Below are 26,539 nucleotides of genomic sequence, written 5' to 3' on the forward strand. Positions count from 1 at the left end.
GTTCTTGGAATCACTGGGCGATTTGCTGCAGCAGATGCAGAACCCTTCGTTCCGCCAGCGCACGCGCAATGTGGCCGATCAGGTACTCAATGATCCGCTGGTGCAGGAATTTTGCACTGCGCATCCTGATGTGGACAGAGCGCAATTGCGACTCAATATGAGCATGCTCTTTCAGTATGCCCGGGATCGTCGAAATTGTGACAATTGCCCGGGGCTGGAGCGGTGCCCTAACGATTTTCAGGGCCACTTTTGCAAGCTGGGCGTGGAATATCCGAATGGAACAGCGGAAATCGTGGACATTCGCACCCCGTGCGCCAAGCTGGTTGCTGCCCAACATGAACAACGGGTGCGTCAGCGAATTAAAAGCTTTTATGTGGATGAGCGTGCGTTGTTGGAAGGATATAATGCCGTTGAAATTGCGCGCAAGGACTTGCAGCGGGTACCCGCAGTTAATCAGGTATTCCGCTATATTGAAGAAACCAAAAGTCAGGGTTTATTAAAAAAAGGACTGTATCTGGAAGGCACATTTGGTACGGGAAAAACCTTTTTAATGGGATACTTGCTGCACGAGCTGGCCTTGTTCGGGCTGAACGGTGTGATCGTGTATATGCCTGATTTTGTAGAGGACTTAAAGTCCATGATTCAGGATGGGCAGAAATTGAAGGAAACGACCGAAATGCTAAAAAATTGTGACCTGCTCGTTTTTGACGATATTGGGGCCGAAAATCTAAGCCCCTGGGTACGGGATCATGTGATGGGCTCTATTTTGAATTACCGAATGAACCGCAAGCCCACCTTTTATACCTCCAATTACACGCTAGAAGGGCTGGAGAGGCATCTCAGCTTTACGAGCAAGGATGGGGAGGAATTGTACAAGGGACAACGTTTGATGGACCGGATTCGTCCTTTTGTTGATATCATTACCGTGAAGGGGAAAAACCAGCGGGGGTAAAGGGGCATCTGTCTGCTATTTTGATATCTTACAACTGAAAAACTATTGTGATATAATTAATAGGTGTCGAAAAAGACATTACAGGTTATAATAATCTTGACTTTTCTATAAAGGAGGAACATACAATGGCAATTGTTAACGTGTCCGATCAATCCTTCAACGCAGAAGTCGAAGGCACAGGAACCGTTTTGGTTGATTTTTGGGCGCCATGGTGCGGTCCTTGCAAAATGATCGCTCCTATTCTGGAGGATCTGTCCACAGAGGTTGGCGACAGCGTCAAAATCGCGAAAGTGAATGTGGATGAAAATCCAGAGTCCGCTTCTCGTTTCGGCGTTATGAGCATTCCTACTCTGATCGTCTTCAAAGACGGACAGCCTGTGGATAAAGTGGTAGGTTTGAACTCGAAAGAAGCGCTGAAAAGCATGCTTACCAAACACCAATAATCATTGCATGTGACCCATGCTCCTGCGGGGGTCTGGGGAGCGGCCATGAATGGTCAATGCCTCCGGTTGTATATACCGGGGGCGTTTTTTGCGTATTATTCCTATATATTATATCGTAGTCAAGCAATCATTTAAGAATGGAAGGGGGAACCGGGCGGATGAAATCTTTTACGGAGGACTTGCACGATCAGGAGAAGGCGCTGGAGAACATACGGCATAAATTAGCGTTACTGCCGGATGCATCAGGTTGTTATCTGATGAAGAATGGCGAAGGCACCATTATTTATGTCGGCAAGGCCAAAGTGTTGAAAAACCGGGTCCGTTCCTATTTTACAGGCAGCCATAACGGCAAGACGCAGCGACTGGTTGCCGATATTCGTGATTTTGAGTATATCGTAACAGCTAGTAATATGGAGGCGCTCATTCTGGAGTGCAACCTGATCAAAAAGTATCAGCCACGCTATAACGTGCTGTTGAAGGATGATAAAACCTTTCCGTATTTGAAAATTACGAACGAAGCCCACCCCAAGCTGGAGGTGACCCGGCGCGTTCTGAAAGATAAAGCAAAATATTTTGGGCCTTATCCCAACTCCTACGCGGCACATCAGACGAAGAAGCTGCTGGATCGCATGTATCCGTTACGCAAATGCGGTGTGATGCCCAAGGAAGTATGCCTGTATTATCACATGCATCAATGTTTGGGACCCTGTGTAAAAGAAGTTGATCAGGAAACGTATGACCAGATTGGTCAGGAGATCGCTTCTTTTTTGAGCGGAGGACATGAGGAAATTAAAAAAGATCTCCAGCGTAAAATGCAGGAGGCCGCAGAGGAGCTTTACTTTGAGCGTGCCAAGGAGCTGCGGGATCAGATTATCAGTATTGACACCATGATGGAAAAGCAGAAAATCACAACCTCTGATGCCAAGGATCGAGATGTATTCGGATTTTCGGTAGACAAGGGCTGGATGTGTGTGCAGATCCTATATGTTCGCAAGGGTAAAATGATCGAGCGCCATATGTCGACTTTTCCTTTCTACGGCGAGGCTTACAGCGATTTTATGTCCTATGTGACGCAATATTACAGTGACAACCCGGCAGTACCGCAGGAAATTTTGCTTCCCGATACACCTAAGCTGGTAAAGCGGGTCGAAAAGGGTGAGCAGAGTGTAGAACCTGTTTCAGAACGTACTGCAGATACACTTCTGGTGGCTGAGGAACGAGCTTCTTATGCGGAGGCAGCACCTCCAGAAATCGAAGCCCAGCTCTCCGGCGGACTGGAGGAACCGGCTGCAGCGGCACTAGCTCTGGCTGAATGGCTGGATATAAAGGTGCTTGTACCTCAGCGTGGGCTAAAGAAACAAATGACGGAGATGGCAACGGAAAATGCACGTGTCGCTTTGGATGAGAAGTTTAAACTGATCGAACGGGACGAGGAGCGAACATCCAAGGCTGCAAGCAATCTGGGACGTGCGATAGGACTGGATCGCTTGCATCGGGTGGAAGCATTTGATAATTCCAACATACAAGGTTCTGACCCTGTATCAGCCATGATTGTGTTCATTGACGGCAAGCCTGCCAAAAAGGAGTATCGGAAATATAAAATCCGTTCTGTGCAGGGGCCGGATGACTATGAAACGATGCGTGAGGTTATTCGGCGTCGATATGAGCGTGTGCTGAAGGAAAATCTGGAGCGACCCGATCTGATTGTTGTCGATGGTGGACGTGGACAAATTAAGGCGGCGACTGATGTACTGGAAAATGAGCTGGGTTTATTCATTCCGGTGTGTGGTCTCGTGAAGGATGCCAAACACAGAACTTCCCAGCTACTGGTGGGAGAATCCAACGAGGCTGTGAAATTGGCTCGCAATAGCGAAGAATTTTATCTGCTGCAACGGATTCAGGACGAGGTTCACCGTTTTGCGATTACGTTCCACCGGGAGCAACGCGGCAAGTCCATGGTGACGTCTCGTCTGGACTCCATTCCAGGCATTGGGGAGAAGCGGCGCAAGCTGCTGCTTAAGCATTTTGGGTCCCTCAAAAAAATAAGAGAGGCCAGTGTCGAAGACTTCCGGCCTCTCTCTATTGGTGATAAGCTTGCGCGTCAGATTATAGCTGCCCTTCGGGAGGAGGAGTCGTAGAATACGGCTCCTCTTTTTTTAGATTATAGAATTTATAAATTTTCAGCAGAGCTGAACAATTCTATAATCGCAAGAAAAACTCCCGCTAAGCGCGGTCTGGCTCCCGTGAAAGTTCGTCGATAGACGTTTTTCTTATAGGCTCAAACATGATTCGATTAGGCTTTTTTGGACTAAACCAGTAAATAACGTAACCTACAATGGCTGGAAGTAAGATCCAGAACAAACCTGCGCTCAGGTTCACGGTATCTCCCAAACTCATCACACTAAATCCCATGAGAATGCTGTCAAAAATAACGTGGCTGAACATGGCAGCGATAAAGCCGTAACGCAGGAACACAAAGCTGAACAGCAATCCGAGGAAGGTCAGCTCAATAGGTCTGGAAATCACCGGATAGATCGGATACAGTGTATGCCCCAGTGCCCATATAAGCGTGGTGATCAGGGAAGCGACAAAAGTGCTCCTTACTATTTTTTTCACCATCGGAATACCGAACAAACGGTATACGGCTTCCTCCCCAATACCAGCCATCCAGGCCATAATGGGCAGTAACCATGGATAAGCCATATTGTAAGGAGATTGCGTAGCATCTGTTGTGGAGAACGTATTGAAGGTACGTTCCAGCACAAAGAACAAAATGGATTGTACTCCAAGTAAAATAAAGGCCCACAAGTAGCCAACATACATACTGCGAAGCACATACAGCCCGTAGCCCGGCTCTTTGGCACGTGGCCATGCATTCAGTCCAACCTGACGCATAAGCCCGTCACCGCCAACCAGGGAGAAGTAGAGTGCTACGGTCATAGCGAAGTAAACACCAACCTGGAAAACCATGAGAAAAATAAGCATTCCCCGGCTGCCTGCTTCTGCTTGCAGTAAAGGCAGCATGTTCAAGGTCCCTGCTATAGTAGCAACAAAATACACAACGGACAGAACAATGCCGCGTACAAAGGAAGTATGGCGTCGTGTGAGAGACGCGTACACAATCGCGAGTACGCCCAATACTAAGGTAAACAAGGCATAACCCGCATAGGTCATCCAGTTGGCCCAGTAGGTTTGCTTTTTGACATAATCGGTATAGGACGATGGGGCAGAAAAGCTCTGTGTAAACGAGCGAACACCCCCGTCTTCAAAAGTAAACGCCAGTGTAAGTACCGAGGAACCGATTTGTTTACCGTCCACGGTATACTTTAATCCACCCTCCCCTTCGTTGGTCACGAGCTTCAAGTCCGACGGCTTAAAGCCAAAGCGTTTGACCCATATAGAGGCTGCCTGTTCTTTTGCTTCAAGCGTCATGTCGCCCTCAGCCGCACGAACAAGCCTGCTGCGTGCTTGCTCATCCGTAGAAATATCGGCTTGTGCGTAATTGGTACTGGAGGTCATTCGTTTAAAGTTAACGACTTTGCCAGTCGATAAATCCACATAAATTTGCAATTTTCCCTTCGCAGAAGGATCTGGGAGATCCACCCGAAAAGTCTCATATGGGTAACTTTTTTTCCATGTACGATTGTACTGTTGAAGCAGTTTTTCTCTGGATAAATAACCGTACAAATCCGTTTCAGCCTGATAGGTAACGACAGGCTTTTCGGGCGGTGATTCTGTATAGCCCAGTTCGGAGCGAGCGAAGTCTAATGCGTGGTTAACCGCTTCTTGTTTGCTGATCGTCGCTGTGTTCATCAATGATTCTGAACTTGGATTGCTAAGTGAGGGAATAAGCAATTGAAAGATAAAAAAGCAAATCAGGCCAATCCCGCCCAACAAGCCTAATCTTTTGAAGTTCGCCGAGAGCACGATCGGGTTCCCGATAGGATTCATGAGTTTCCTCCTTAATCTGTAAATAAGTGCATCCATTAAAGATATCATACTGCACAGGTTCCCGCCAACACAGCTGAGATATTCATGAAAATGGAGTGAAAGCATCCTAAAGTTTCAATAAAATAAGATAAACTGCGATTAAACGCTACCTATTCGCGAAATAAAGCCAAATTAACGTTTTTTCGACAAAATCGGTTTTGTGATCTGGATACAGAAGGATTATAATCTTGAGGCAATGCCTATAAAATCAATAGGTAACGCTATACATTTGAGCCGAATTTCCATAGGAAAACGGGGGAACCATGTTACTGGGGTGAATTTTACAGCCGGTCTCGTACCGGACGTGTGAATAGGGCATACTGTGCTGCCCGAATCCGTCAGCTAACCTCGTAGGCTGTGAACAGGGACCCAGTCAGGCACTCGGTTTTCCGGTGTCTTTTTTTTGTGTATAAGTGTGAAAAATAGAAGTTTGCTGAGTTAAGGACGCGTAGCGGGCTTACACCGTATTAAACCACTGTTTTTATAGTTTTAAGATAGTAGGAGAAGTGATGAATAGATGAACCCCAATGCCAGCTGGCTTCGGCTTTCTCCGCCGCGGATATTTGTTGCGGGCTTTGCCGTTATCATACTTATAGGTAGCTTATTGTTAATGCTGCCGATTTCCAATACAACGGGGAAGCCGCTTGCGTTTATAGACGCTTTGTTTACAGCGGCCTCCGCGACCTGTGTCACAGGGCTTGTCGTTAAGGACACGGGCACCTTTTTTACAACCTTTGGTCAGGTGGTGATCGCTGCGCTCATTCAAGTCGGCGGTCTCGGTTTTATGACCATGGCCACCCTGATCGCACTGGTGTTCAAGCGTCGTATCTCCTTGCGGGAGCGTCTCATTTTGCAGGAGGCGATGAATCAGACCTCTGTAGAGGGAATCGTTGGCTTGATCCGTAAGGTGTTATTGTATTCACTGGTCATTGAGGGCGTGTGCGCTGCGATATTTGCGGTTCGCTGGTCCTTTGATATGCCTGTAGGCAGAGCGATTTATTTTGGAATCTGGCATGCGATTTCCATGTTTAACAATGCTGGTTTTGATTTATTCGGTCACTTTCGCAGCCTGACAGGTTATGTATATGATCCCGTCGTTAATTTTACCGCTATGTTTTTGATTATCTCGGGAGGCATCGGCTTTGTGGTGATGTCGGATCTGGCAGAATATCGCAAACGCCAGAGACTGACCTTGCATACCAAGGTGGTACTTAGCATGACGGCTGCGCTGATTGTAGTCGGAACCCTCGTCATCTTTGTTTTCGAGTTTACAAATCCAAACACATTAGGATCGCTCGATTGGGGAGGCAAGCTGCTGGGATCTTTATTCCAGTCAGTAACCCCTCGTACTGCGGGTGCTAATACGCTGGATATCGCAAGCCTGCGGCAGGCTACGCAGTTTTTCATCATTATACTGATGTTCATAGGGGCTTCCCCTGGCTCCACTGGAGGCGGGATTAAGACGACAACGTTCGCGCTGCTCGTGGGAGCGGTGTTTTCTATGCTGCGAGGTCGGGAAGATATTGTATTGTTTAAGTATCGGCTTGCGCAAGCACGAATTTACAAGGCTTTGACCATTACTCTGTTGGGATTGTTGTTCGTGATTGGGGTAACGATGATTTTGTCTGCCACCGAAGATCATCATTTTCTGATGATTTTGTTTGAAACGGTGTCTGCCTTTGGTACGGTGGGATTGTCGATGGGGCTTACACCTGATTTGACAGTTGTCGGCAAGCTGGTGATTACTCTGACGATGTTTGCAGGTAGACTCGGACCGCTCACGCTGGCTTATGCACTAGGCCCCAAAAAGGGTAAGGAATTATATCGCCATCCGGAAGGCAAAATGATTATAGGATAGGGGAGTTTTCGAGTAGATATGAAAACGCAGCAGTTTGTAGTTATTGGTTTGGGGCGGTTTGGCTCAAGCCTGGCTTTGCAATTGGTGGATATGGGGTGCGAGGTGCTTGGCATCGACCGGAATGAAGACGTTGTAGACAGCATGAGTGAGCTGCTGACGCATACTGTCATAGCGGACGCTACCGATGAGGATTCGTTGCGGTCACTGGGTATCCGTAATTTTGATTGCGGTATTGTTGCTATTGGGGATGACATTCAGGTAAGCATTCTAACCGCCATTTTGCTGAAGGAGCTGGGTGTAAAAAAAGTCGTAGCCAAAGCGATATCAGTGCTGCACGGACGGGCATTGGAAAAGCTCGGTGTGGACCGTGTCATTTATCCTGAGCGGGATATGGGAATACGGGTGGCTCATCAGCTGGTTACGCCTAATTTGCTCGACTATTTGGAGCTGTCCAAAGAATACAGCATTGTGGAACTAAATGTACCTGCATGTCTCAATGGCAAAACGTTATCAGAGCTGAATACCCGTACCCGCTTTGGCTGCAGTATTGTGGCTCTTCATACGGCGAACGGTATTCTCATTGCACCAACGGCTATGGATCGGCTCAAAGCGGACGATATTATGGTCATCATCGGTTCTAATGACAATATCGCCCGCTTCGAGGATGAGGTCGTTAACATCAATGAAGAGGCCTAACCCTGCTACACCATACGATAGCCGGCAAACGACGCTCGTGTTTCGCTAATCCAGCTTCGCGCTGTCGAGCTGAGATCTGCTGTCTCTGAATAAATGAGAGACGTCGTTCGGCGTGTCTCCTTCAAGTCCGGCAAGAACAGCGCAGTCAGTCCATTATCCCGCAGCAGCTCGCTGCGCAAATAGGATTTGGGCAGTAACGCAGAAGCCTTACAGGTTGGAAGCAAGCGAACAATGGCCTCGAAGGAGTCGATTTCCATACGGATATCGGGCATGATGCCGCTGCGCTGGAACAAATCATCTGTCAAGCTGCGATACCAGGTCCCTTTGGAGAAAATAATCATCGGCAAACCCTGTAGATCTTTCATCGAGGCTGTTCCTGTTTTGCTCGTTAATTCATGTCCTAGCGGAACGACCAGCTCCAAATGATCGTCAAATAGTGGAATGCAACGCAGTCCAGCCTCATGAATGGCAGACCCGACAATACCGGCGTCTGCTTTTTTGTCGCGTACAAAAGCGACGATTTCATGGGTTTTGCCTGTGAGTAACTTCAGCTCGGTTTGGGGATGCTTGCTCATGAAAGCTTCGACGAGGGTGGGCAGCGTCGTTTGGAGTGTCGTGAGACTTGCGCCCAGGGTGAGCATGCTTTGGGCTTCGTTTTTGTGCCGGGACAGCTTTTGTAAAAAGCGGAGCTGTCGTTGCCGTTGCTCCAGCGCGAAGGTATATACAAATCGTCCGGTTGACGTAATTTCGAGCCGTTTGCCCCGCCGATCAAAGAGATGTACACCCAATTCTTCCTCCAGCTTGGCGATTTTACGGGACAGGGCGGGCTGGGACAGATTTAGTAGTTTGGAGGCTTTGTTCAGGCTGGATTGCTCGACAATGACGGCAAAGGCGTTCAAATCCTCAAACATATCATTCACTTCCTCTCTATATGCAAAAAAGACATAATAATTAATACGTATATTGCAATTCCATTATAAGCCGAAAAGGAGTAACATAAAAGCGACACAAGATGTTCACACTTTTGATTTTCCTTATAAGGGACACCTTGTTGGACATTTCCTGTCGGGAACTGTCATTTTATATGTTATATTACTATTACTGAAAACGCTATTATTGGAGAAGGGAGCATTACCTAGATGAAAGGATTCTATTCCAGAAAGCTGCATTCGCTTCTTGGCGTCATCCCGCTGGCTCTTTTTTTTGTTGAGCATTTGGTGACGAACTTCACTGCAGTGGAGGGAGGCAAGGAAGGGTTCAATCGCAGTGTGGCCTTCCTGAATGGTTTGCCGCTGGTGATTGTGCTTGAAACGTTATTCATCTACTTGCCATTATTGTTCCACGGAATTTATGGCTTGTATATTGCTTATCAGGCTGATCCGAATGTCAAAAATTTTGGCTATTCGCGTAACTGGCGCTTTCTGTTCCAGCGTATTACCGGTGTCATTACGTTCGTGTTCATTATCTGGCACGTGTTCGATACACGTATTCAGGTGGCTCTGGGTAATGTAACGCATGAGGAGCTGGGCGGTGTAATGCACGGGATTGTAACGAACCCAGTCTATTTTATTCTGTATTTAATCAGCGTTGTTTCGGCATCCTTTCACTTTGCTAACGGGCTATGGGCATTTATGGTCAGTTGGGGCATCACCGTGGGACCACGTGCACAAAAGGTATCCTCCTATATTTGCATGACCCTGTTCGTGGTGGTATCTCTCGGCTTCATCGCTTCCCTGTTGGCATTCCGCAGCGCGGAATTCCAGGCAACGGCTACCGCTTTGATACAAAGCAGCGCTATTCAGCAGCTACTGTAAAAAATGAATTTACATTATACATCGTTTGCATACATCGTTTGCAGATTCTATTTTCAATGGGAAAAGGGGATTTGGCTAAATCCTGAAAACAAGGAGTGAGCAGAAATGGTAGCATCCAACATTATTGTCGTGGGCGGCGGTCTGGCGGGTCTGATGGCTACGATCAAGGCGGCAGAGGCAGGAGTCCACGTTCATTTATTTTCTTTGGTTCCGGTAAAAAGATCCCACTCCGTTTGTGCTCAAGGCGGCATCAACGGGGCAGTGAATACCAAGGGCGAGGGAGACTCACCCTGGATTCATTTTGATGATTCGGTCTATGGCGGGGATTTTCTGGCCAACCAGCCTCCGGTAAAAGCAATGTGCGAAGCGGCTCCGGGGATTATCCATCTCATGGACCGTATGGGTGTCATGTTCAACCGGACACCGGAAGGATTGCTGGATTTCCGTCGCTTTGGCGGTACCCAGCATCATCGGACAGCCTTTGCTGGAGCGACGACAGGTCAGCAGCTATTGTATGCCTTGGATGAGCAAGTACGACGCTGGGAATCCGAGGGCTTGGTGACCAAATATGAAAACTGGGAGTTTTTACAGGCGGTACTGGATGATGAAGGTATCTGTCGAGGTATTTGTGCGCAGGATTTACGCACGATGGAAGTGAAAACTTTTGCAGCGGATGCGGTTATTTTGGCATCGGGTGGTCCTGGCATTATTTTTGGTAAAACCACAAATTCCGTGATTAATACCGGCACGGCTGCCGGTGCGGTGTATCAGCAGGGCGTACGTTATGCGAACGGTGAGTTTATCCAGATTCATCCGACGGCTATTCCGGGGGATGACAAGCTGCGTCTTATGTCTGAGTCGGCACGGGGAGAGGGCGGTCGGATTTGGACGTACAAGGACGGCAAGCCGTGGTATTTCCTCGAAGAAAAATATCCGGCTTACGGAAATCTGGTTCCACGCGATATTGCAACACGTGAAATATTCAGCGTATGCGTCGATGAAGGACTTGGCATTAATGGCGAGAATATGGTCTACCTCGATCTGTCTCACAAGGACCCGAAAGAGCTGGACGTGAAGTTGGGCGGTATCATTGAAATTTATGAAAAATTCGTCGGTGACGATCCGCGTAAAATCCCGATGAAAATTTTCCCGGCTGTGCATTATTCAATGGGTGGCATGTGGGTCGATTACAATCAGATGACGAATATACCGGGGCTGTTTGCCGCCGGGGAATGTGAATTCCAGTATCACGGAGCCAACCGTTTGGGTGCAAACTCGTTGTTGTCAGCTATTTACGGGGGGATGGTAGCTGGACCGAAGGCTGTGGAATACATTAAGGGCTTAAAAAAATCCACCCAGGATGTAGCTTCCTCCGTGTTCGATGCAGCGGTAAAACAGCAGACGGAGAAGTACGAGCATATTTTGCATATGAACGGAAAAGAAAATGCTTATGTTCTTCACAAAGAGCTGGGCGAATGGATGACGAACAATATGACTGTCGTTCGTTATAACGACAAGCTCGAAGCTACGATCCACAAGATCAAAGAGCTGAAGGAGCGTTATGCTGACATCAACATCAATGATGCTTCGCGCTGGAACAATGCGGGTGCGGCGTTTACACGTCAGCTGTGGAATATGATGGAGCTGGCTGAAGCGATGACCAAGGGGGCGCTGCTGCGCAATGAAAGCCGCGGAGCTCACTATAAGCCGGACTTCCCGGATCGTAACGATGAGGAATTCCTGAAAACAACGATTGCGGACTGGACACCGGAAGGACCCCAAATTTCATATGAAGACGTGGACGTTTCGCTGATCAAGCCGCGTATTCGAGATTATTCCAAGAACAAATAATAGGAGGGAGTGTATTTTAGATGTCGGAGCAAGCAGTGAAATCGAATAAAACAGTGAAGTTCGTTGTGACCCGTCAGAATGAACCGAATGCCAGTCCATATACGGAAGAATTCGAATTACCCTATCGCCCGGGCATGAATGTGATTAGCGCGCTGATGGAAATTCAGCGCAACCCGGTAGACAGTCATGGTAAAGAGACTGCCCCGGTATGCTGGGAGTCGAACTGTCTGGAAGAAGTATGCGGAGCCTGCTCGATGGTGATTAACGGCAAGCCGCGTCAGGCCTGTGCCGCACTTGTTGATAAGCTGGAGCAGCCGATTACGATTGCACCGATGAGCACATTCCCGGTTGTGCGGGATTTGATCATCGACCGCAGCCGGATGTTTAATGCACTCAAGAAGGTCAAAGCATGGATTCCGATTGACGGCACCTACGATCTGGGCCCTGGTCCCAGAATGGCGGAGAAAAAGCGTCAATGGGCGTATGAACTGTCCAAGTGCATGACCTGCGGGGTTTGCCTGGAGGCTTGCCCAAATGTCAACGAGAAGACAACGTTCATTGGACCTGCGGCGATATCTCAGGTTCGCCTGTTTAACAGCCACCCGACAGGGGAAATGAATCAGGAGGAGCGGCTGGATGCATTGATGACGGACGACGGGCTGGAGGGCTGTGGTAATTCGCAAAACTGCGTACGTTCTTGCCCGAAAGGCATTCCGTTGACAACCTCCATTGCCGAAATGAACAAGCAAACGACCAAGCATATGTTCAAGCGTTGGCTGACTGTATAGCGCGAGTCAGCCAAGATGTCATCAAAACCAAAACAGGCTTTTTCCAATCGGAGAAAGCCTGTTTTTTGCGTTCATAAGAGATAAAGGGGAGCATGAGGGAGGAGAGTAATATAGCACTTATGGTATAATTATGGTATTGTGTATCGTTTTTGGAGAAAAGGAGGCTGGGCAGGTGACTGTGCAACCGATAACGAATCGACCTGTCACCAGGTCGGATGTAAGAATTACAGAATAGTGAGCTAGAGGAATAAATAGCAAGGGGACACACATATGGAGAAAACGCCGCAAACCCGCCGCGAGAGTCAGGATGGTCCGTACAATGAGGCCGCAATCCCTCCCGGTTCTTCGCGGCGTTCCACTTCAAATGAGCCAGCCAATCCTTCCCGCCGCCGTTTTTTGAAAAAAGCGGCTTTAGCCACAGCGGGAACTGCGCTTTTGGCTGGAGGATACGCTTCCTTATGGGAGCCTAATCATTTGGAGATTACACGCTTCACCTTGTCTCTGCCCCGTCTACCAGCTGCTTTTGACGGTATCAGAGTCGTACATTTCAGTGATGTGCATTTGGGTTTTCATATGGATGAGCAGGATCTGCGCGGGCTTGCGGACCGGATTGCCGGACTGGAGCCGGATTTGCTCTGTTTTACAGGTGATATTGTGGATGACTATGCAATATCCATGAAGGCTGCTGTTCCGGTTATGGCTTCCATGCATGCAACTCTTGGCAAATTCGCCATTTTGGGCAATCATGATTATAGAGGCTTGCCAGCCGGAGTACAGGACTTATACCCGAAGACCGGATTTACGTTGCTGAGAAACGAGCATGTGATTGTGGAGCGTGTAGGACAGCGTGTAGCGATGGTTGGTTTAGAGGATAATATCATGGGAAAACCTAATCCGCGCCGTGCCATTCATGGACTCCCCGATGAAATGTGCAAGCTGCTGCTGATGCATGAGCCGGATTATGCGGATGTGGCGGCGCGAATGTCCTTTGACCTTCAACTGTCGGGGCATACGCATGGAGGACAGGTGCGTTTGCCTGTCATCGGAGCAGCGATGCCGCCTCCGGGTGGACGCAAGTACGTTCAGGGATTGTTTCATGTAGGGACGGACCGGATGCCGCTTTATGTCAGCAGAGGGGTTGGCATGACCAAGCTGCCGATTCGTGTACTGTGCAGACCAGAGCTTAGTGTCATTACGCTAAAATCTGGTCAATAGGCCATTATATTTTTTATCTTCACCAGTATATGCTTGGACTTGGAGCTGCACAGGGAAGGCTTGAATATAGTAAAGGATGTAGCTGTTTTCGGACAAAGGAGTGAGGCTCAGATGGAGCGTATTGCTGTCATTTCGGATATTCATGGCAATTGGCCTGCCTGTGAGGCGGTGCTGGAGGATATTGCTTCCCGAGGCATTGGCCGTGTGTTTTGTTTGGGGGATCTGATCGGCAAAGGGCCTAGTCCACGTGAGGTTCTGGATGCAGTTCGTCAACATTGTGAAGTTGTCGTGCGGGGAAATTGGGATGAGCTGGTCAGCATTAACGATGATCTCAATTTTAGCTGGCAAGCCGAGCGCTTGGGTACAGAACGAGTACAGTATTTGGCACAGTTACCGTTTCATTATGATTTCAGGATGAGCGGTCGTCGTATCCGTCTGGTGCATGCTTCGCCCCAAAGCGTGTACCACCGTGTACAGCCTTGGGATGAGCCGGAAAAAAGATTAGCCATGTTTGACCCGTTGGCTGAGGAGAATGGAAAAGATGCTTTTGCCCCGGATGTGGTGGGCTATGGAGATGTACATAATGCCTTTATTCAGCATTTCCAGGGGAAGACGCTATTTAATGTCGGGAGTGTCGGGAATCCGCTGGACGTCACCCAGGCTTCATACTGTATTCTGGAAGGAAACCTGGGAGAAGAGCAAGCTACCCCTTTTTCCATTCATTTTGTACGCGTACCTTACGATATAGAGCTGGCGGTCACGCAAGCGGAGGAAGCCGATGTCCCTTCGTTGTCGTATTATATTCGTGAGTTGCGCACAGGCATTTACCGGGGAATTCAGGACCTGGATTAAGTGTGGAAAACATTCATTCCAGCAAGCCAATCCATCCGCAGGAGGGGTCCATGTGCTGACTAAAGAAATGCTTCGTTCAGGACTGCCGGAGCTTTACGCCCATCGTGTCCGATTACGCCAGCTGAGAGCGGAGGATTATCCTGCATTGGAGCGGATGCTGTCCGATCCTTTAGTCATCCAATACGTGAATCGGATTCGCAAGCCCGTCTATGCGCGAATGCGGCGTCTGGTTGCCCAAATCAAAGTAGCTGGCGATTCTCTGGATTCCCTCCACTTTGCAGTGGAATGGCATGAAGGAGATACACGCGTTACCCCTTCACAGCTGCTCGGTATCGCTTCGTTTCAGCAATGGAATGAGGGTACAGGTGAGGCGCAACTGGGCTATATTTTAGATCGTCCATTCTGGGGACAGGGACTGGCTACAGAGATCGTGGAAGTGATGCTGAAATTTGGTTTCGGGTCTTTGAAGCTCAAACGAATCGAAGGTCGTTGCCAAGAGGATAACCAGGCTTCCGTGCGTGTGCTTGTCAAAAATAAGCTGCGTCTGCTCCGCATCATTCGCTCCTATGATCCTTCAGGAGAGGTGCCCAATGTATTGGTGTTTTCGATTACCCAAGGGGATTATGCGTAGAAATGGGAAAGGAATATTTTGTTACAAAGATGAAACATAACTGCAAAACAACTTTAACACAGGACGGGTACAATACAGACATGACCCCCTTTTGAATAATAAATGTTGCTAGGACCCGAAGCTTCGGGTCCTCTTTTTTTATGTTTCTATTGCAGCTACCTGCGATTACAGGCGATTCCTATGATTCATATGACGTCTTTAAGTTTTATGACTATATAAGTTGAACTTGAAAGTTACCTATCGTGCCACTGCGCAGACGGATGGTGCTTCCCATCGCCACCGCCCCCGGATTCCCGAAATAAAGCCTATGATCAAGGTAGAAATCCGGGGACAAAAGCGACCGCTTCGCTTGTACAGCACCATTCCGCCTACTCCGTTTTATTTGTACATTTTTTAGTTTAACTTATATAGATCCATATTAGATTATCTCCTGGCTTGAATTAAGGGCTATCAGTTCTCTTCTTCTAACTGGATTAATTCTGATAAGTCTGTGATTTCCAGAGCATGGGCGATTTTTTCGATTACGGGAAAGCTAATTTCCTGTCTTGCATTACGACACATGTCCGAAATCGTAGCTTGGCGGATTCCTGTTAATTGAGACAGCTTTGTTTGAGTGATGCCTTTATTTTTCATAACGATATGTAGCTTCAATTTAACCTTTAGCAAACTTAAAACCTCCATTGACATTATACTATCCATAGTATATACTAAGGAACGTATAATAAATGATTTACATACTATTTATCTTAACAAGGGGATATGCATCATATCCTTGGCTTTGCTGTTGCCATTTTACCAAAAAAGAATCGGGGGAGTACATATGAGCACACTAGGAAATAAAGTCAACAAACAACACATTCTGGACATCGCTCGCATGGAACCAGTTTGGCCACAAGAAGAGGGAAAGCATGAAAAAGAGATACATTATTATCACATCACCGATGCTCTGAACCGTAAATAGCAAACGATTGGCTATAATGTCTCAGATGCTATTGAAGTATTTGAGAAAGAAAAGAATAATGTGTGGACACGAATCATAAAGCCAGCCCCGTTTAATCCCAAATTGACCATGAACGATCTCATTCACATGTTTCATATCAGTTCCGAAGATGAGCACATCCGTAATGCTATGCAAATCATACTGAACTCGGTTGAAAGGCGCAATGAGTTCATTGCCCGTTCTATTTATACTAACGAACAAGACACTTTTAATCTACTCTGCAATATGAAAGGTGAATATCTTCGGCATCATCAGCTTACAGACGAGGAATTTATGGAGTTGTATGCCGCAAATCCTGTTGAAGCATTATCTGTATATTTTCTGGAGTCCGTTGACATTCATCTGTATTGGGAGTGGGCAGGGGCAGGAGGTACATGTGAGAAGGCCGTTCAATATAAGCAGGGTGCACCTGAAATGACTTTAATCCAAGCGATTGAAAGGGCTGAGGAAGAAGTCGACCGCCATGTATCTGGTTATTAACTGTTTTACAAAGGAGGAGTGTGTATGTATAGAACAGGAAGATTAATTGACGGCAAACTGTTTCTAAAGACACTTAAAGGCGATTGGATCAGCCTACAGATGCTTATTGAAAATCCATTTTACAGAGGTGTGGAATATGCTTAAGAGAGCTAAGAGGAGGTTGGCAGCGGAGCGGAGGATTTAAATCTGGAGAAGCGCAAGCGTTCGCCTTTGCAATGGGATTCTACCCTTTTATATAATCCTGAGAATCCCGTTGCAACAGTGTTCATAAGTATTATAAGATCAAATCATTCACATAGCGGTGGATCAACGTCGAAGCCTATCCATTTACTCTCCGAGAAGCTTCAAGAAATTGGCTGGCACTGCAATTTGCTGATTATTAATCATGATCTTCCGAAGCTCTTCAATGGAGTCCTCTTCGCCTCTGGCATCTTTAATCTCCTTGATTTCGCGATGCAGCCGTTCCATTTGGAGATCCAGCGCATTAGCAGAATCTGCCGCATTCTTCAATTCACGTGTCAGGTTTTCGGGAACGGACTGGTTATATTTATAAAAGATTTTATGCTCCAGACTTGCCCAGAAATCCATCGCAATCGTTCGAATTTGTACCTCTACACAGACTAGTTCCTGACAATCTGACATGAATACAGGGACTTGGATCAGCAAATGCAGACTTTGGTAGCCGTTTGGTTTGGGATTTTTGATGTAATCCTTGATTTCCAGCACCTTCAAATCATTTTGGCTCTGAAGCATGTTGCTGACGTCATAGATATCAGAAATAAAAGAGCAGGTAATGCGCAGTCCGGCGATATCCTTAATTTGATTTTTGACAGCGTCGAGGGAAAGCTCGCTATTTTTCCGAACCATTTTATTCATAATGCTCTCAGGAGATTTGAGCCGTGATTTAGTATGCTCAATAGGGCTATAATCGTGCAGGGTCTGAAATTCCTGTTTTAATATTTCAATCTTGGTTTCCATTTCGTCGAGTGCGAATTTATAGATTAGCATAAAACGCGTGATGTCATACTTTAGTTTTTTGAGCTTGTCCATTGGATTTTCTAAATGCATATGTAATTCTCCTCACACATAGATGACGTTTATTTAACATAGTGGAGCTGTATGGTTTAGGGTGGTTGGTAGCGGAGCGACGATCCCACCCTAAATAAAGCTTAAAGCGCCATTACAAGGGCACGGAAATTTTACGTTTTTCCTTAAAATAAACCCATTCCCGGAAGCCGATATCCTTCAGCATCGACTTCACTTCGTTCCAATCCTCGCCTACTCGCGAAGGCTTGTGGGCATCTGATCCAAAGGTGACCTCTACGCCAAAATGGTGCGCTCTTTCTAAAATAGATTCAGACGGGTACCATCCGCCACTCAGCTTGGTTTTACCCGAAGTGTTGATTTCAATGGCTACGCCGGATTCTGCAATCACCCGTAAGGTTTCATCGATCGCCTCATCGGCAGGAATATCTGAAAAGTCCGGAAAATTCCCCTTCATCGCGTCAATATGACCTAAAATCTGGAACATCCCACTTCGCGCAGACTCCTGAATGAGTGAATAGTAGGCTTGCTTGACCTCGATTTTGCGAGCATCACTTAATTTTTTCCAACGGCTACGGTTAAAAATGCTGTCCCCTTCAACACTGTGGACCGACCCAATAAGGTAATCAAACGGATATGGAGCCAGCGTGGAACGATATAGCTCCGCATAATCAGGAAAATAATCGGTCTCCAATCCGAGCAGGACGTCAATGCGGCCTGCGTATTCCTGTTTAAGCTGTTGCACCTCTTCAACGTACTCGGCAAGCTGAGATTTTGCCATATAAATCTTCGGAAAAGCCTGATCCTGCTCGCTGCCCAGGAAAGGGGAGTGGTCCGAAATGCCAATCACTTGCAAGCCAGACTGAATGCCAGCTTCAATGTAATCCCGAATGTTGCCGTCCGCATGACCGCAACGGAAATGATGGGTGTGCAGATCAAATTTCATAGCCTTTCTTCCTTTCGTAATCAAGGTTCATATTCCGTATGGTGTTCATAGCGAATTACGTTATTCAGAACTGGTAAAATTCGTTTCCGGCATCCCCTTCAAATCGCTTAAAAATTGCTGCATGGCTGAGTTTAGATATCGGCCTGATTTATAAATCACTCCTACCGGATGACTAACCTCCAACTCGGGAATATGGATCATTTTTAATGTGCCTGTACGCAGCTCGGAAGTGACTGACAGTCTTGAGATAATGGCAGCGCCCAGATTAATTTCGACCATCCGTTTGACCTCCTCACTGCTGGACAACTCGATCACGACGTGAGGCACGATCTGGTGCTTTTTAAATACATCGTCCACGAATTTCCGTCCTACCGTATCGGGAGAGAGCAGAATAAGCGGAATTTCCCGAAGGGCTTCAATGGTAGCGTGCGGTTGGGAGGCCAGTGGATGAGTAGGGGACACGACAAGCTCAAAGGAATCATAATATAGAACTGAAGTGCTCAAATTCGGATTCCGTTCGATCAGATAGCCGATACCTACATCAATAAGTCCGTTCTCCACCTGCTGATAGATCATGGAGGAGGCCATAGATTGAATGGAGGTTTTGATGAGCGGGAACTGATCCTGAAAGTAGGAAAGCACGCGCGGTAAAATTTGAATGGCGATGGATGTGGTCGTACCCAGCGCAATATGCCCCTGCGGCGTTTCGTTTAGATCGTACAATTTCTGCCGTAATTCCTCGACTATCTCCAATATGCGCTCGGCGTGCTCTAAAAAGACAGTTCCCCGGTCGGTCAGGGTGACGGGCTGGTTGCGGTCAATCAGAATGGTTTTGAATTCGTCCTCCAGGCTTTTGATCTGGGCGGACACCGCGGGCTGCGTTAAATTGAGAAGTTCTCCGGCTTTTCGGAAACTCATGGTTTTGGAAATCATGATAAGCGTTTCAAGTTGACTGATGTTCATGAAGTTCCTCCTCTCTTTTCTTAATTCTGTCGCAGCTGTATAGATTGAATATTTTTAGCCAATTCACCTGTTCATATGTAAAACCGTCGATATGCTTTATTTCATTAGATTATAGGTTATTCGGGCAGGAAGGGCAATGAATCAAAGCAGAGCACGGTGAAGTATGGTATATTGGGAAATAAAGACTAAAGTCCTGATTTACATCAAAAATAATTTAGTTTAGTTCTGATAGGAAGTGAGATATAGGACAATATTCACATTTTTTGTGATTTGGCTATAAAAAATTGCCGGGAAGCTGTCGATAAGTGATAAAGAGAGTATTTTGTTGAGGGTCGACTCGTTTTGTATCATTATTTGAACTAAAAATTCTAATTTAAATGGGACTTTTGTTGTGTGTCTAAAAGCCCATCGTAAAGGGGCGCAATGATCGTGAAGGCAGAAGTGATAAATCCTTTTTTGGAGTCGGCGCGACGGGTCATTGAACAACTGATCCAAGTCTCTCCTTCACCCGGCAATCTCGGTGTGAAAAATGTCGAGCTGGTAGATGACCATATTTGGATTATGATCGGAATGACCGGACAGCTTAGCGGAAATATTGTGTTCGGTCTGAATGAACAGGTGGCGCTACGTATGGTATCAGCGATGATGGGCGGATTTGTCTTGACTGAAATTGACGAGATGGGAAAAAGTGCAATTTCCGAATTAGGCAATATGATTAGTGGTAATGCCAGTACGATTTTGTCCAGTCAGGGAATTGTCGTAGACATCACGCCTCCGCAAGTCATGAAATCGGAAAACCTGACTACTTTTGTACCTCAGCGTGCCCTTTTTATTCCGCTAACTGTGGAAGGAATCGGTGAGATGGATATTCAGGTAATGATCTCTTAATATTAAAGAAGAAGGTTTTCTTTAATATGGAGGGATGACCATGAGTATATTGCAAGATAAGGTAGTTGTAATTACAGGAGCATCGAGTGGGATTGGCGCTCTCTGTGCACGCTTGCTGAGCGAAAAGGGCGCGGTCCCTATTTTGACAGCACGCTCGCAGGAGCGGCTGGAGCAAGTGTCTGCGACAATCAGCGGCAGACATGAGTTGATTCCACTGGATGTCACCCGTCAGGAGCAAGTAGAGGCCGTTGCTACCCGGGTATTGGAGCAGTACGGACAGGTCGATATCTTGCTCAACAATGCGGGTTACGGAAAGTTTGAGTATTTTCATGAAACAGACCTGACGGAGTTTGAACGAATGATGGACGTAAACTATATGGGGGCTGTTCGCTGCATTAAGGCGTTCCTGCCGCAAATGAAAGAGCGGCGCAGCGGGCAGATTGTCAATGTAGCGTCTATGGCCGGGAAAATCGGGACAGCCAAATCGACTTCCTACACAGCGACGAAGCATGCATTGCTCGGGTTCAGCAATGCGCTTCGGCAAGAGCTGCGCGGGAGCGGCGTGACCGTAACGACGATAAATCCCGGGCCGATTGACACGCCATTTTTTGAGCTTGCAGATCCTTCGGGTGGATATGTTCGTAATGTAAGCTGGTTTATGCTTAAGCCGGATAAGGTAGTACAGCACATTGTAAGGGCGATAGAGCTTCGCAGGGAAGAGGTTAATCTGCCGCGGTGGGTATCTCCTTTTCTCAAGTTGTATCAGCTTGCTCCCAGACTGAACGACAGGCTGGGTCATGGTGTAATGAACAAGAAATAAAAGATGTCCCAAAAGCCATGGATATGGTGAGGGACATCTTTTATTTTTGTGATTTGGTAACGGGGCTATTTTCGCATATAATGGAGAGTAACGAATTTACGTATAGGGGTTGGACCTTTTCATGACATTGAATTTTGAATCGCTTGGCATTGAACCAGATCTGTTGACCAAACTGGCTGAGCATGAAATTACACAGCCTTCGCCGGTGCAGGCGCAGGCTATACCCGAAATTATGAAGGGGAGGCATGTATTGGCGCGCTCGCAGACGGGTACAGGGAAGACACTGGCCTATTTGCTGCCACTGCTGCAAGCGATTGACCCGCAGAAAAAGGCTACGCAAAAGATGATACTCGCCCCAAGTCAGGAACTGGCGATGCAAATTGTGCGTGAGGGTCAACGTTACGGAGAGCAGCGCGGAATCCGCGTGCTTGGCCTGATTGGCGGAGCAGCCATCAAACGCCAGATCGAGAAGCTAAAGGATCATCCGCAGCTTGTTGTCGGCACACCAGGACGTGTACGGGAACTCATTGCTGCGAAAAAGCTGAAAATGCACAACATAACAGCCATCGTCATCGACGAGGTGGACCAGATGTTCCAGCTCGGCGGAGCAGGTGATGTGAAGAACATATTGGGCACTGCCCAGCGTGATCGTCAATTGGTATTCTTGTCCGCAACGCTGAACGATGAGATTCAAGCGCTGGCGAAGCGTGAGATGAATGATTACGTGGAAATAGGCATTGATCCCGATCAGAAAACAGCCAGTGGACTGGAGCATTATTACTTTGTAACCGAAGAGCGGGATAAGGTGGATATGCTGCGCCGTCTGGTGCGTCATTTTAATCCGAGAAAAGCGCTGGTGTTCGTGAATACAACGAATGCTATCGGGGAGATTGAAGCCAAGCTCAATCATATGGGACTGACTACAGCATCCCTGTATGGTGATGCGGATAAAGTCACGCGCAGCAACGTGCTGGCCCGATTCCGGGAGGACAAGCTCAAGGTGCTGATCGCTTCCGATGTGGCAGCCCGTGGTCTGGACATTGAGGGACTGGAAATGGTTATTCATTTTGATCCAGCTACGGACAGTCAAGCCTATGTTCACCGTGCGGGACGTACAGGACGGATGGGACGCAAAGGACTGGTTGTGTCTGTTGTTACCGAGCGTGAAACGTTTATTATGCGCAAGTTCTCCCGTGAACTGGACATTAACATCACAGAACGTGCGTTGCATGGAGGACGTGTAGTCGTGCCGCGTCCGGCGGATGCCAAGCGTGCGCCTGTAAGGCCATCCGAGGTGAGAACGATTTCTGACGGGGCGGAAAGCGGCAAGGCACCTGTTCGTGGTGAGAACGGACGTCCCGGCAGGACTGCCGCAATCGGTTCGGCTTCAGGCAAGGGCAAAGGAGCAGCCTTGTCCAAAGCAGGAAAAGCTCAGCGCGAGCGTGAGCGTAAAAACAAGGGTGCACCAAGATGGCTGAAGGAAAAAGGGTCGAAGCCGAACGAATAAGGACCGAACGGATAAGGGAGAAGAGGGGGAGCCATGGAACAACAGCCTGTATTGCAAATTAACGGATTGACTGGCGGATACAGTGCCAAGCGTCCGGTGCTGCATCAGATTTCGCTTGATGTGAAGCCGGGCGAAATGGTGGGACTGATCGGTCTGAACGGGGCCGGGAAAAGTACGACCATGAAGCATATTTTGGGCCTAATGACACCGCAGGCCGGAGAAATTCGCGTGCAGGGACATAAGCAGGAGGAGAATCCTGAGCAATATCAGGGAGCCATTGCTTTTGTACCCGAATCTCCAGAGCTGTATCCTGAAATGACAGTGATGGAGCATATGGAGTTCACCGCCAGGGCTTACGGAGTCAGTGAAGCGGATTTCCGCACACGTAGTAATCAGATGCTGGATCTGTTCCGTATGCGGGACAAGAGCGGAAGCATGTCCATGCATCTTTCCAAAGGGATGCGTCAGAAAGTCATGATTATGTGCGCATTTTTGGCGGGACCGCCATTGTATGTTATTGATGAGCCATTTTTGGGCCTGGACCCGCTGGGTATTCGTTCCCTGCTTGACTTTATGCTGGAAATGAAGCGTTTAGGCTCATCCATTTTACTTAGTTCTCATATTTTGTCCACGATTGAAAATTATTGTGATCGTTTCATTGTGCTTCATCAGGGTGCCATCATTGCGCAGGGTACGCTGGAAGAAGTGACAGCACAGGCGGGTAAGCCGGGCATGCCGCTGGAAGATGCATTTTATGAGCTGGTACAGGGCAGGGAATGAGTATGGACTTGCAACGTTTGCATAAAGAAAGACGTGTTGCGTTCTGGGGACAGGTGCTGCCTTATCTGGGCTATGTCATTCAGAGCGGACTGGCAGTGGTGTTCGGCTTTGCGCTGATTGCTTTTGCTGCATGGTACACGTCGCTGCTGATGCATACTCCACCGGATTTGCCCATCCGCTGGATCATGCTGATTGTAGCTATTCCGATTGCTCATGCGAGCTTTCGTACGTATCTGAACACGGCGGATATTGTCTTCCTGCGTCCGCAGGAATATGCGATGCAGCATTATTTTAAGGCCAGCCGCATTCGGGGTGTGGTGTATAAAATATTCGGTCTGCTGCTGTTATCGATTATTGCGTGGCCCCTGTATATTCGCAGCGATGTTGCACCTAAGCCGTTGCTGTTGACCCTGCTGCTATTTGTGCTGTTGAAGCTGCTGTTCAGCTATGGCGGCTGGCAGGAGCTTCGCATGGTATCGGTGGGCGCAAGCTTTGGCTATCGTCTGCTTCGATGGGCGCTGGCAGCGCTGATGGTAGCCGCATGGTTGTGGCAGCCTCCGCTGCGCAGCTTGCCGTTTATCGTATTGGTCAGCGTGGTCTACGTGTTTGTCCTGCGTTTTCCGGTCAAGCTGTTAGTAGCTTGGGAAAAACTGATTCGGACAGAAAGCATGCAGGCCGCTCGGGTGATGCGCACGTTGGGCTGGTTCGTCGATGTACCTGCCCTTACGCAGAGAGTGACTCCGCGCCGCTGGCTCTCCTGGCTGGGAGGGAATATACCGTGGGATAGAAAGGGAGCGTATCGCTATCTGCTGTTCAAGACGTTTTTACGTACAGAACCTGCGGGTATTGTCATTCGGCTAGGGTTGCTGGGTCTGTTAATTATATATATCACCCATACGAGCTGGATTGGCATTGCGGTGTATTTATTTTTTATATTTCTCATTGGCGTACAAATCACTTCGCTCAGGCAGTATCACAAGGATTCGTTGTGGCTTCAGCTATATCCGATCCCTGTACATCAACGCCGCGCGTCTTTTCTGGACTTTGTCGTCCGATTGACGTTGCCCGCTGCCGTAGTCCTGTGGCTTCCTTTTCTGGCAAAAGGAACTGAGGATTTACTGTCTACGCTGCTTACGCTGGTTGGTGGGGTTGTTGTGGTGTTTCTGATTAGGGGAACACAGGCGAAAAAATGGCGTTTGGACGGACAAGATGAGGAAGAAGTGTGATCTAATCCAAATGAACAAAGAAAAGGCTAATTCACAAGCAGCAGGGGGCTGTTGCGAATTAGCCTTTTTCGCGCGGTTGCTGCTATCGTTAGCCGTGGGTGCAGATACCCCGTTTGCTTAAATGAAGAACGTTTTACTGATGATAACTAATAAAATGAACAATACCAAAATGGTTCCTGTGCTTGTGAATGCGCCGCCGTAACCACCGTAACCGCCTCTTGTTTCTTCTGCTCCCATGCCCATTCTCCTCTCGACATTGTGATAAAGGATACCCCGTATCTTATGAGGCGGCTTCCCGGATGGCGTGGGCCAATGTTCGGATAGGTTGCCGAATCGCCTTATATTTTTTATCAGATACGGGAGTATCGAAAGGAAAAGACACGCATTAGCGAGAATAGAAGAAGTATGTAGTCATTATCACTTGGAAAGTGGGAAAGACGAGATGCTGGTAGATAAGCTGCTCGTAAACATATTTCTTGTGTTTGTACCGTTGCTGGTATATAGTGCTTTGTCGGATCATCGACATATGAAACATGCCCCGTTGCTTATGGGAGGGGTGCTGGGCGTGTCTTCTGTGCTGTGCCTTACTTTTGCGTACATTTGGTATGGCTTATACTGGGATCTCCGCTATGTTCCTTTGATTCTGTCCGTGCTGTATTTTGGCCCAAAGGCAGGATTGCTGAATATAACAGTGATGGTGTTAGCTCGTATATATGTAGGTCCTGAGTCGATTCAAGTGGGGCTTCTCAGCATGATTTTGTGTTATCTGGGTCCTCTCTTGGTGAGAAAAAGGTTTATGCAGCTCAAGGGTATGTTTTTACGGGTAGGCATGAATATGCTGATGAGTATATGGGCCAGCATGGTTATGCTGATCATTCTTCTGATACATTCCTGGGCTAATGGCAAGCTGGATAAGGATGAAATAGAACTGATCAAGATCATTTTCGGGTTTGGTGTGATTCAATTCTTAAGTGTTGGAGCCTCTTCATTCTGGATGGAGTTTAGTCTGGAACGGGAAGAAATGAGAAAAAAGATTCGACATGCCGAGCGCATCAATACGTTAGGTGAACTGGCGGCTTCTATGGCCCATGAAGTACGCAATCCGTTGACCGTCGTTAAAGGGTTCCTGCAAATGGTTCAGTCAGGGCTGGAAGGAAAAAATCGCAGGTATATTGCTTTGGCTCTGGTAGAGGTAGATCGGGCTGAAAGAATTATTAGCGACTATCTGAACTTATCCAGGCCGCAGATTGGCAAAACAGAGTTGATGGATCTATCAGGCATGGTGCAACAGATTGTTCTGCTTCTAAAGCCGATGGCAACCAAGCAAGGGGTAAGACTGTACACAGAGCTGAGGAATGAAATATACGTACATACGGATCGTAACCAGCTGTTACAGGCGTTAGTACATGTGACGAAAAATGCAATTGAGGCTGCGGAAGATGGAGGCAGGGTATACATAACGCTGGCAATTCAGGAAGAGAAGGCGTGTCTGAATATTAGGGATAATGGCAAAGGCATGAGCCAGGAGCATCTGGAGCGAGTGGGCACTCTGTTTTTTTCGACAAAAGAGGTAGGAACGGGTCTGGGAATGGCTGTCTCCTTTCGAATCATTGAAGCAATGGACGGGAGTATACGCTATGAGAGTGAGCCGGGAGTAGGGACTGAGGTGACCATCCTGCTGCCGCTGGCACAGGAATCCTTGCTCGCTGCTGAAGGATAATCTGTCCCAAAGTGTGATGACAAGCACTCAGCAGACCCCAAAAAGCGGTATACCGCTACATTCGGCATACCGCTT

General features: G+C 47.7%; 26 protein-coding genes and 1 riboswitch. Of the genes, 19 read left to right on the forward strand and 7 right to left on the reverse strand.

Annotated elements, in window-relative coordinates:
- Positions 1 to 4 precede the first annotated feature (4 nt).
- From dnaI to uvrC, 3 genes are all read left to right on the forward strand, one after another.
- On the forward strand, positions 5 to 952 hold the full coding sequence (dnaI, locus tag KQI_RS0116150) for a primosomal protein DnaI (protein WP_010347860.1): 948 nt from the start codon (positions 5 to 7) through the stop codon (positions 950 to 952).
- A gap of 125 nt (positions 953 to 1,077) precedes the next feature.
- The gene (gene trxA / locus KQI_RS0116155) at positions 1,078 to 1,395 is read left to right on the forward strand and encodes a thioredoxin (RefSeq protein ID WP_010347861.1); all 318 of its coding nucleotides are present in this window, start codon (positions 1,078 to 1,080) and stop codon (positions 1,393 to 1,395) included.
- 158 nt (positions 1,396 to 1,553) lie between these two features.
- On the forward strand, positions 1,554 to 3,533 hold the full coding sequence (gene uvrC, locus KQI_RS0116160) for an excinuclease ABC subunit UvrC (protein WP_010347862.1): 1,980 nt from the start codon (positions 1,554 to 1,556) through the stop codon (positions 3,531 to 3,533).
- Positions 3,534 to 3,618: 85 nt separating this feature from the next.
- Here the strand turns inward: uvrC and KQI_RS0116165 are convergent, their stop codons facing one another.
- Complete coding sequence (locus KQI_RS0116165; protein ID WP_010347863.1) at positions 3,619 to 5,346, reverse strand: CPBP family intramembrane glutamic endopeptidase; 1,728 nt, start codon at positions 5,344 to 5,346, stop codon at positions 3,619 to 3,621.
- A gap of 261 nt (positions 5,347 to 5,607) precedes the next feature.
- A riboswitch (cyclic di-AMP (ydaO/yuaA leader) is annotated at positions 5,608 to 5,757 on the forward strand.
- Positions 5,758 to 5,902: 145 nt separating this feature from the next.
- On the opposite strand from KQI_RS0116165, the gene KQI_RS0116170 reads away from it, so the two are divergent.
- Positions 5,903 to 7,243 (forward strand): TrkH family potassium uptake protein, encoded by a 1,341-nt coding sequence (locus tag KQI_RS0116170; protein ID WP_010347864.1) that lies wholly within the window; start codon positions 5,903 to 5,905, stop codon positions 7,241 to 7,243.
- Between the two features lie 18 nt (positions 7,244 to 7,261).
- Positions 7,262 to 7,939 (forward strand): potassium channel family protein, encoded by a 678-nt coding sequence (locus KQI_RS0116175; protein WP_010347866.1) that lies wholly within the window; start codon positions 7,262 to 7,264, stop codon positions 7,937 to 7,939.
- 5 nt (positions 7,940 to 7,944) lie between these two features.
- On the opposite strand, the gene KQI_RS0116180 is transcribed toward KQI_RS0116175, so the two are convergent.
- Entirely contained in the window at positions 7,945 to 8,850 is a 906-nt protein-coding gene (locus KQI_RS0116180) for a LysR family transcriptional regulator (protein ID WP_010347867.1), read from the reverse strand.
- Positions 8,851 to 9,078: 228 nt separating this feature from the next.
- Between KQI_RS0116180 and KQI_RS0116185 the strand changes: the two genes are divergently transcribed.
- From KQI_RS0116185 to KQI_RS0116210, 6 genes are all read left to right on the forward strand, one after another.
- Positions 9,079 to 9,753, forward strand: a complete 675-nt coding sequence (locus KQI_RS0116185) for a succinate dehydrogenase cytochrome b558 subunit (protein WP_010347868.1) — start codon at positions 9,079 to 9,081, stop codon at positions 9,751 to 9,753.
- A 105-nt stretch (positions 9,754 to 9,858) separates the two neighbouring features.
- Positions 9,859 to 11,604 (forward strand): succinate dehydrogenase flavoprotein subunit, encoded by a 1,746-nt coding sequence (gene sdhA / locus KQI_RS0116190; RefSeq protein WP_010347869.1) that lies wholly within the window; start codon positions 9,859 to 9,861, stop codon positions 11,602 to 11,604.
- Between the two features lie 20 nt (positions 11,605 to 11,624).
- Positions 11,625 to 12,392 (forward strand): succinate dehydrogenase iron-sulfur subunit, encoded by a 768-nt coding sequence (gene sdhB / locus KQI_RS0116195; RefSeq protein ID WP_010347871.1) that lies wholly within the window; start codon positions 11,625 to 11,627, stop codon positions 12,390 to 12,392.
- 270 nt (positions 12,393 to 12,662) lie between these two features.
- The gene (locus KQI_RS0116200; RefSeq protein ID WP_010347872.1) at positions 12,663 to 13,607 is read left to right on the forward strand and encodes a metallophosphoesterase; all 945 of its coding nucleotides are present in this window, start codon (positions 12,663 to 12,665) and stop codon (positions 13,605 to 13,607) included.
- A gap of 111 nt (positions 13,608 to 13,718) precedes the next feature.
- Positions 13,719 to 14,459, forward strand: coding sequence for a metallophosphoesterase family protein (locus KQI_RS0116205; RefSeq protein ID WP_010347873.1), 741 nt, complete (start codon positions 13,719 to 13,721; stop codon positions 14,457 to 14,459).
- Positions 14,460 to 14,511: 52 nt separating this feature from the next.
- Entirely contained in the window at positions 14,512 to 15,090 is a 579-nt protein-coding gene (locus KQI_RS0116210) for a GNAT family N-acetyltransferase (RefSeq protein WP_010347874.1), read from the forward strand.
- Positions 15,091 to 15,540: 450 nt separating this feature from the next.
- On the opposite strand, the gene KQI_RS0116215 is transcribed toward KQI_RS0116210, so the two are convergent.
- Positions 15,541 to 15,756, reverse strand: a complete 216-nt coding sequence (locus KQI_RS0116215; RefSeq protein ID WP_010347876.1) for a helix-turn-helix domain-containing protein — start codon at positions 15,754 to 15,756, stop codon at positions 15,541 to 15,543.
- Positions 15,757 to 15,910: 154 nt separating this feature from the next.
- On the opposite strand from KQI_RS0116215, the gene KQI_RS29320 reads away from it, so the two are divergent.
- Together KQI_RS29320 and KQI_RS29000 are read left to right on the forward strand one after the other, a co-directional pair.
- Complete coding sequence (locus tag KQI_RS29320; protein ID WP_169314556.1) at positions 15,911 to 16,051, forward strand: hypothetical protein; 141 nt, start codon at positions 15,911 to 15,913, stop codon at positions 16,049 to 16,051.
- 60 nt (positions 16,052 to 16,111) lie between these two features.
- Positions 16,112 to 16,570, forward strand: a complete 459-nt coding sequence (locus KQI_RS29000) for a hypothetical protein (RefSeq protein ID WP_241763936.1) — start codon at positions 16,112 to 16,114, stop codon at positions 16,568 to 16,570.
- 327 nt (positions 16,571 to 16,897) lie between these two features.
- Here the strand turns inward: KQI_RS29000 and KQI_RS0116235 are convergent, their stop codons facing one another.
- The 3 genes from KQI_RS0116235 to KQI_RS0116245 form a co-directional block, all read right to left on the reverse strand.
- Positions 16,898 to 17,638, reverse strand: a complete 741-nt coding sequence (locus KQI_RS0116235) for a GTP pyrophosphokinase (protein WP_010347878.1) — start codon at positions 17,636 to 17,638, stop codon at positions 16,898 to 16,900.
- A gap of 112 nt (positions 17,639 to 17,750) precedes the next feature.
- Complete coding sequence (locus KQI_RS0116240) at positions 17,751 to 18,560, reverse strand: histidinol-phosphatase (RefSeq protein WP_010347880.1); 810 nt, start codon at positions 18,558 to 18,560, stop codon at positions 17,751 to 17,753.
- A 60-nt stretch (positions 18,561 to 18,620) separates the two neighbouring features.
- Positions 18,621 to 19,523: a LysR family transcriptional regulator gene (locus KQI_RS0116245; protein WP_007431893.1), complete on the reverse strand. Its 903-nt coding sequence runs from the start codon at positions 19,521 to 19,523 to the stop codon at positions 18,621 to 18,623.
- Positions 19,524 to 19,952: 429 nt separating this feature from the next.
- Between KQI_RS0116245 and KQI_RS0116250 the strand changes: the two genes are divergently transcribed.
- The 5 genes from KQI_RS0116250 (at position 19,953) to KQI_RS0116270 (ending at position 24,744) form a co-directional block, all read left to right on the forward strand.
- Positions 19,953 to 20,411, forward strand: a complete 459-nt coding sequence (locus KQI_RS0116250) for a chemotaxis protein CheX (RefSeq protein WP_010347881.1) — start codon at positions 19,953 to 19,955, stop codon at positions 20,409 to 20,411.
- Between the two features lie 40 nt (positions 20,412 to 20,451).
- The gene (locus KQI_RS0116255) at positions 20,452 to 21,231 is read left to right on the forward strand and encodes an SDR family NAD(P)-dependent oxidoreductase (RefSeq protein ID WP_010347882.1); all 780 of its coding nucleotides are present in this window, start codon (positions 20,452 to 20,454) and stop codon (positions 21,229 to 21,231) included.
- Between the two features lie 121 nt (positions 21,232 to 21,352).
- Positions 21,353 to 22,738: a DEAD/DEAH box helicase gene (locus KQI_RS0116260; RefSeq protein WP_010347883.1), complete on the forward strand. Its 1,386-nt coding sequence runs from the start codon at positions 21,353 to 21,355 to the stop codon at positions 22,736 to 22,738.
- Between the two features lie 33 nt (positions 22,739 to 22,771).
- A complete protein-coding gene (locus KQI_RS0116265) occupies positions 22,772 to 23,518 on the forward strand; it encodes an ABC transporter ATP-binding protein (protein WP_010347884.1) in 747 nt (248 codons plus the stop codon).
- Positions 23,519 to 23,520: 2 nt separating this feature from the next.
- Positions 23,521 to 24,744, forward strand: coding sequence for an ABC transporter permease (locus tag KQI_RS0116270; RefSeq protein ID WP_010347885.1), 1,224 nt, complete (start codon positions 23,521 to 23,523; stop codon positions 24,742 to 24,744).
- 117 nt (positions 24,745 to 24,861) lie between these two features.
- On the opposite strand, the gene KQI_RS29035 is transcribed toward KQI_RS0116270, so the two are convergent.
- Complete coding sequence (locus KQI_RS29035) at positions 24,862 to 24,981, reverse strand: hypothetical protein (RefSeq protein ID WP_010347886.1); 120 nt, start codon at positions 24,979 to 24,981, stop codon at positions 24,862 to 24,864.
- Between the two features lie 205 nt (positions 24,982 to 25,186).
- Between KQI_RS29035 and KQI_RS0116285 the strand changes: the two genes are divergently transcribed.
- A complete protein-coding gene (locus tag KQI_RS0116285; protein ID WP_010347887.1) occupies positions 25,187 to 26,464 on the forward strand; it encodes an ATP-binding protein in 1,278 nt (425 codons plus the stop codon).
- The last annotated feature ends 75 nt before the right edge of the window (positions 26,465 to 26,539 follow it).

It is taken from the genome of Paenibacillus peoriae KCTC 3763 (genome assembly GCF_000236805.1).
In the GTDB taxonomy this organism is placed as follows: domain Bacteria; phylum Bacillota; class Bacilli; order Paenibacillales; family Paenibacillaceae; genus Paenibacillus; species Paenibacillus peoriae.

What these genes read in the sequence shown, in the direction of transcription:
- KQI_RS0116235 (WP_010347878.1), bottom strand. Translation starts at nt 17,638, where the DNA reads ATGCATTTAGAAAATCCAATGGACAAGCTCAAAAAACTAAAGTATGAC.
- KQI_RS0116205 (WP_010347873.1), top strand. Translation starts at nt 13,719, where the DNA reads ATGGAGCGTATTGCTGTCATTTCGGATATTCATGGCAATTGGCCTGCC.
- KQI_RS0116245 (WP_007431893.1), bottom strand. Translation starts at nt 19,523, where the DNA reads ATGAACATCAGTCAACTTGAAACGCTTATCATGATTTCCAAAACCATG.
- KQI_RS0116270 (WP_010347885.1), top strand. Translation starts at nt 23,521, where the DNA reads ATGGACTTGCAACGTTTGCATAAAGAAAGACGTGTTGCGTTCTGGGGA.
- KQI_RS0116260 (WP_010347883.1), top strand. Translation starts at nt 21,353, where the DNA reads ATGACATTGAATTTTGAATCGCTTGGCATTGAACCAGATCTGTTGACC.
- KQI_RS0116170 (WP_010347864.1), top strand. Translation starts at nt 5,903, where the DNA reads ATGAACCCCAATGCCAGCTGGCTTCGGCTTTCTCCGCCGCGGATATTT.
- KQI_RS0116165 (WP_010347863.1), bottom strand. Translation starts at nt 5,346, where the DNA reads ATGAATCCTATCGGGAACCCGATCGTGCTCTCGGCGAACTTCAAAAGA.
- KQI_RS29035 (WP_010347886.1), bottom strand. Translation starts at nt 24,981, where the DNA reads ATGGGAGCAGAAGAAACAAGAGGCGGTTACGGTGGTTACGGCGGCGCA.
- KQI_RS0116240 (WP_010347880.1), bottom strand. Translation starts at nt 18,560, where the DNA reads ATGAAATTTGATCTGCACACCCATCATTTCCGTTGCGGTCATGCGGAC.
- KQI_RS0116180 (WP_010347867.1), bottom strand. Translation starts at nt 8,850, where the DNA reads ATGTTTGAGGATTTGAACGCCTTTGCCGTCATTGTCGAGCAATCCAGC.
- KQI_RS0116285 (WP_010347887.1), top strand. Translation starts at nt 25,187, where the DNA reads ATGCTGGTAGATAAGCTGCTCGTAAACATATTTCTTGTGTTTGTACCG.
- trxA (WP_010347861.1), top strand. Translation starts at nt 1,078, where the DNA reads ATGGCAATTGTTAACGTGTCCGATCAATCCTTCAACGCAGAAGTCGAA.
- KQI_RS0116265 (WP_010347884.1), top strand. Translation starts at nt 22,772, where the DNA reads ATGGAACAACAGCCTGTATTGCAAATTAACGGATTGACTGGCGGATAC.
- KQI_RS0116175 (WP_010347866.1), top strand. Translation starts at nt 7,262, where the DNA reads ATGAAAACGCAGCAGTTTGTAGTTATTGGTTTGGGGCGGTTTGGCTCA.
- KQI_RS0116255 (WP_010347882.1), top strand. Translation starts at nt 20,452, where the DNA reads ATGAGTATATTGCAAGATAAGGTAGTTGTAATTACAGGAGCATCGAGT.
- sdhA (WP_010347869.1), top strand. Translation starts at nt 9,859, where the DNA reads ATGGTAGCATCCAACATTATTGTCGTGGGCGGCGGTCTGGCGGGTCTG.
- KQI_RS0116200 (WP_010347872.1), top strand. Translation starts at nt 12,663, where the DNA reads ATGGAGAAAACGCCGCAAACCCGCCGCGAGAGTCAGGATGGTCCGTAC.
- sdhB (WP_010347871.1), top strand. Translation starts at nt 11,625, where the DNA reads ATGTCGGAGCAAGCAGTGAAATCGAATAAAACAGTGAAGTTCGTTGTG.
- KQI_RS0116185 (WP_010347868.1), top strand. Translation starts at nt 9,079, where the DNA reads ATGAAAGGATTCTATTCCAGAAAGCTGCATTCGCTTCTTGGCGTCATC.
- uvrC (WP_010347862.1), top strand. Translation starts at nt 1,554, where the DNA reads ATGAAATCTTTTACGGAGGACTTGCACGATCAGGAGAAGGCGCTGGAG.
- KQI_RS29320 (WP_169314556.1), top strand. Translation starts at nt 15,911, where the DNA reads ATGAGCACACTAGGAAATAAAGTCAACAAACAACACATTCTGGACATC.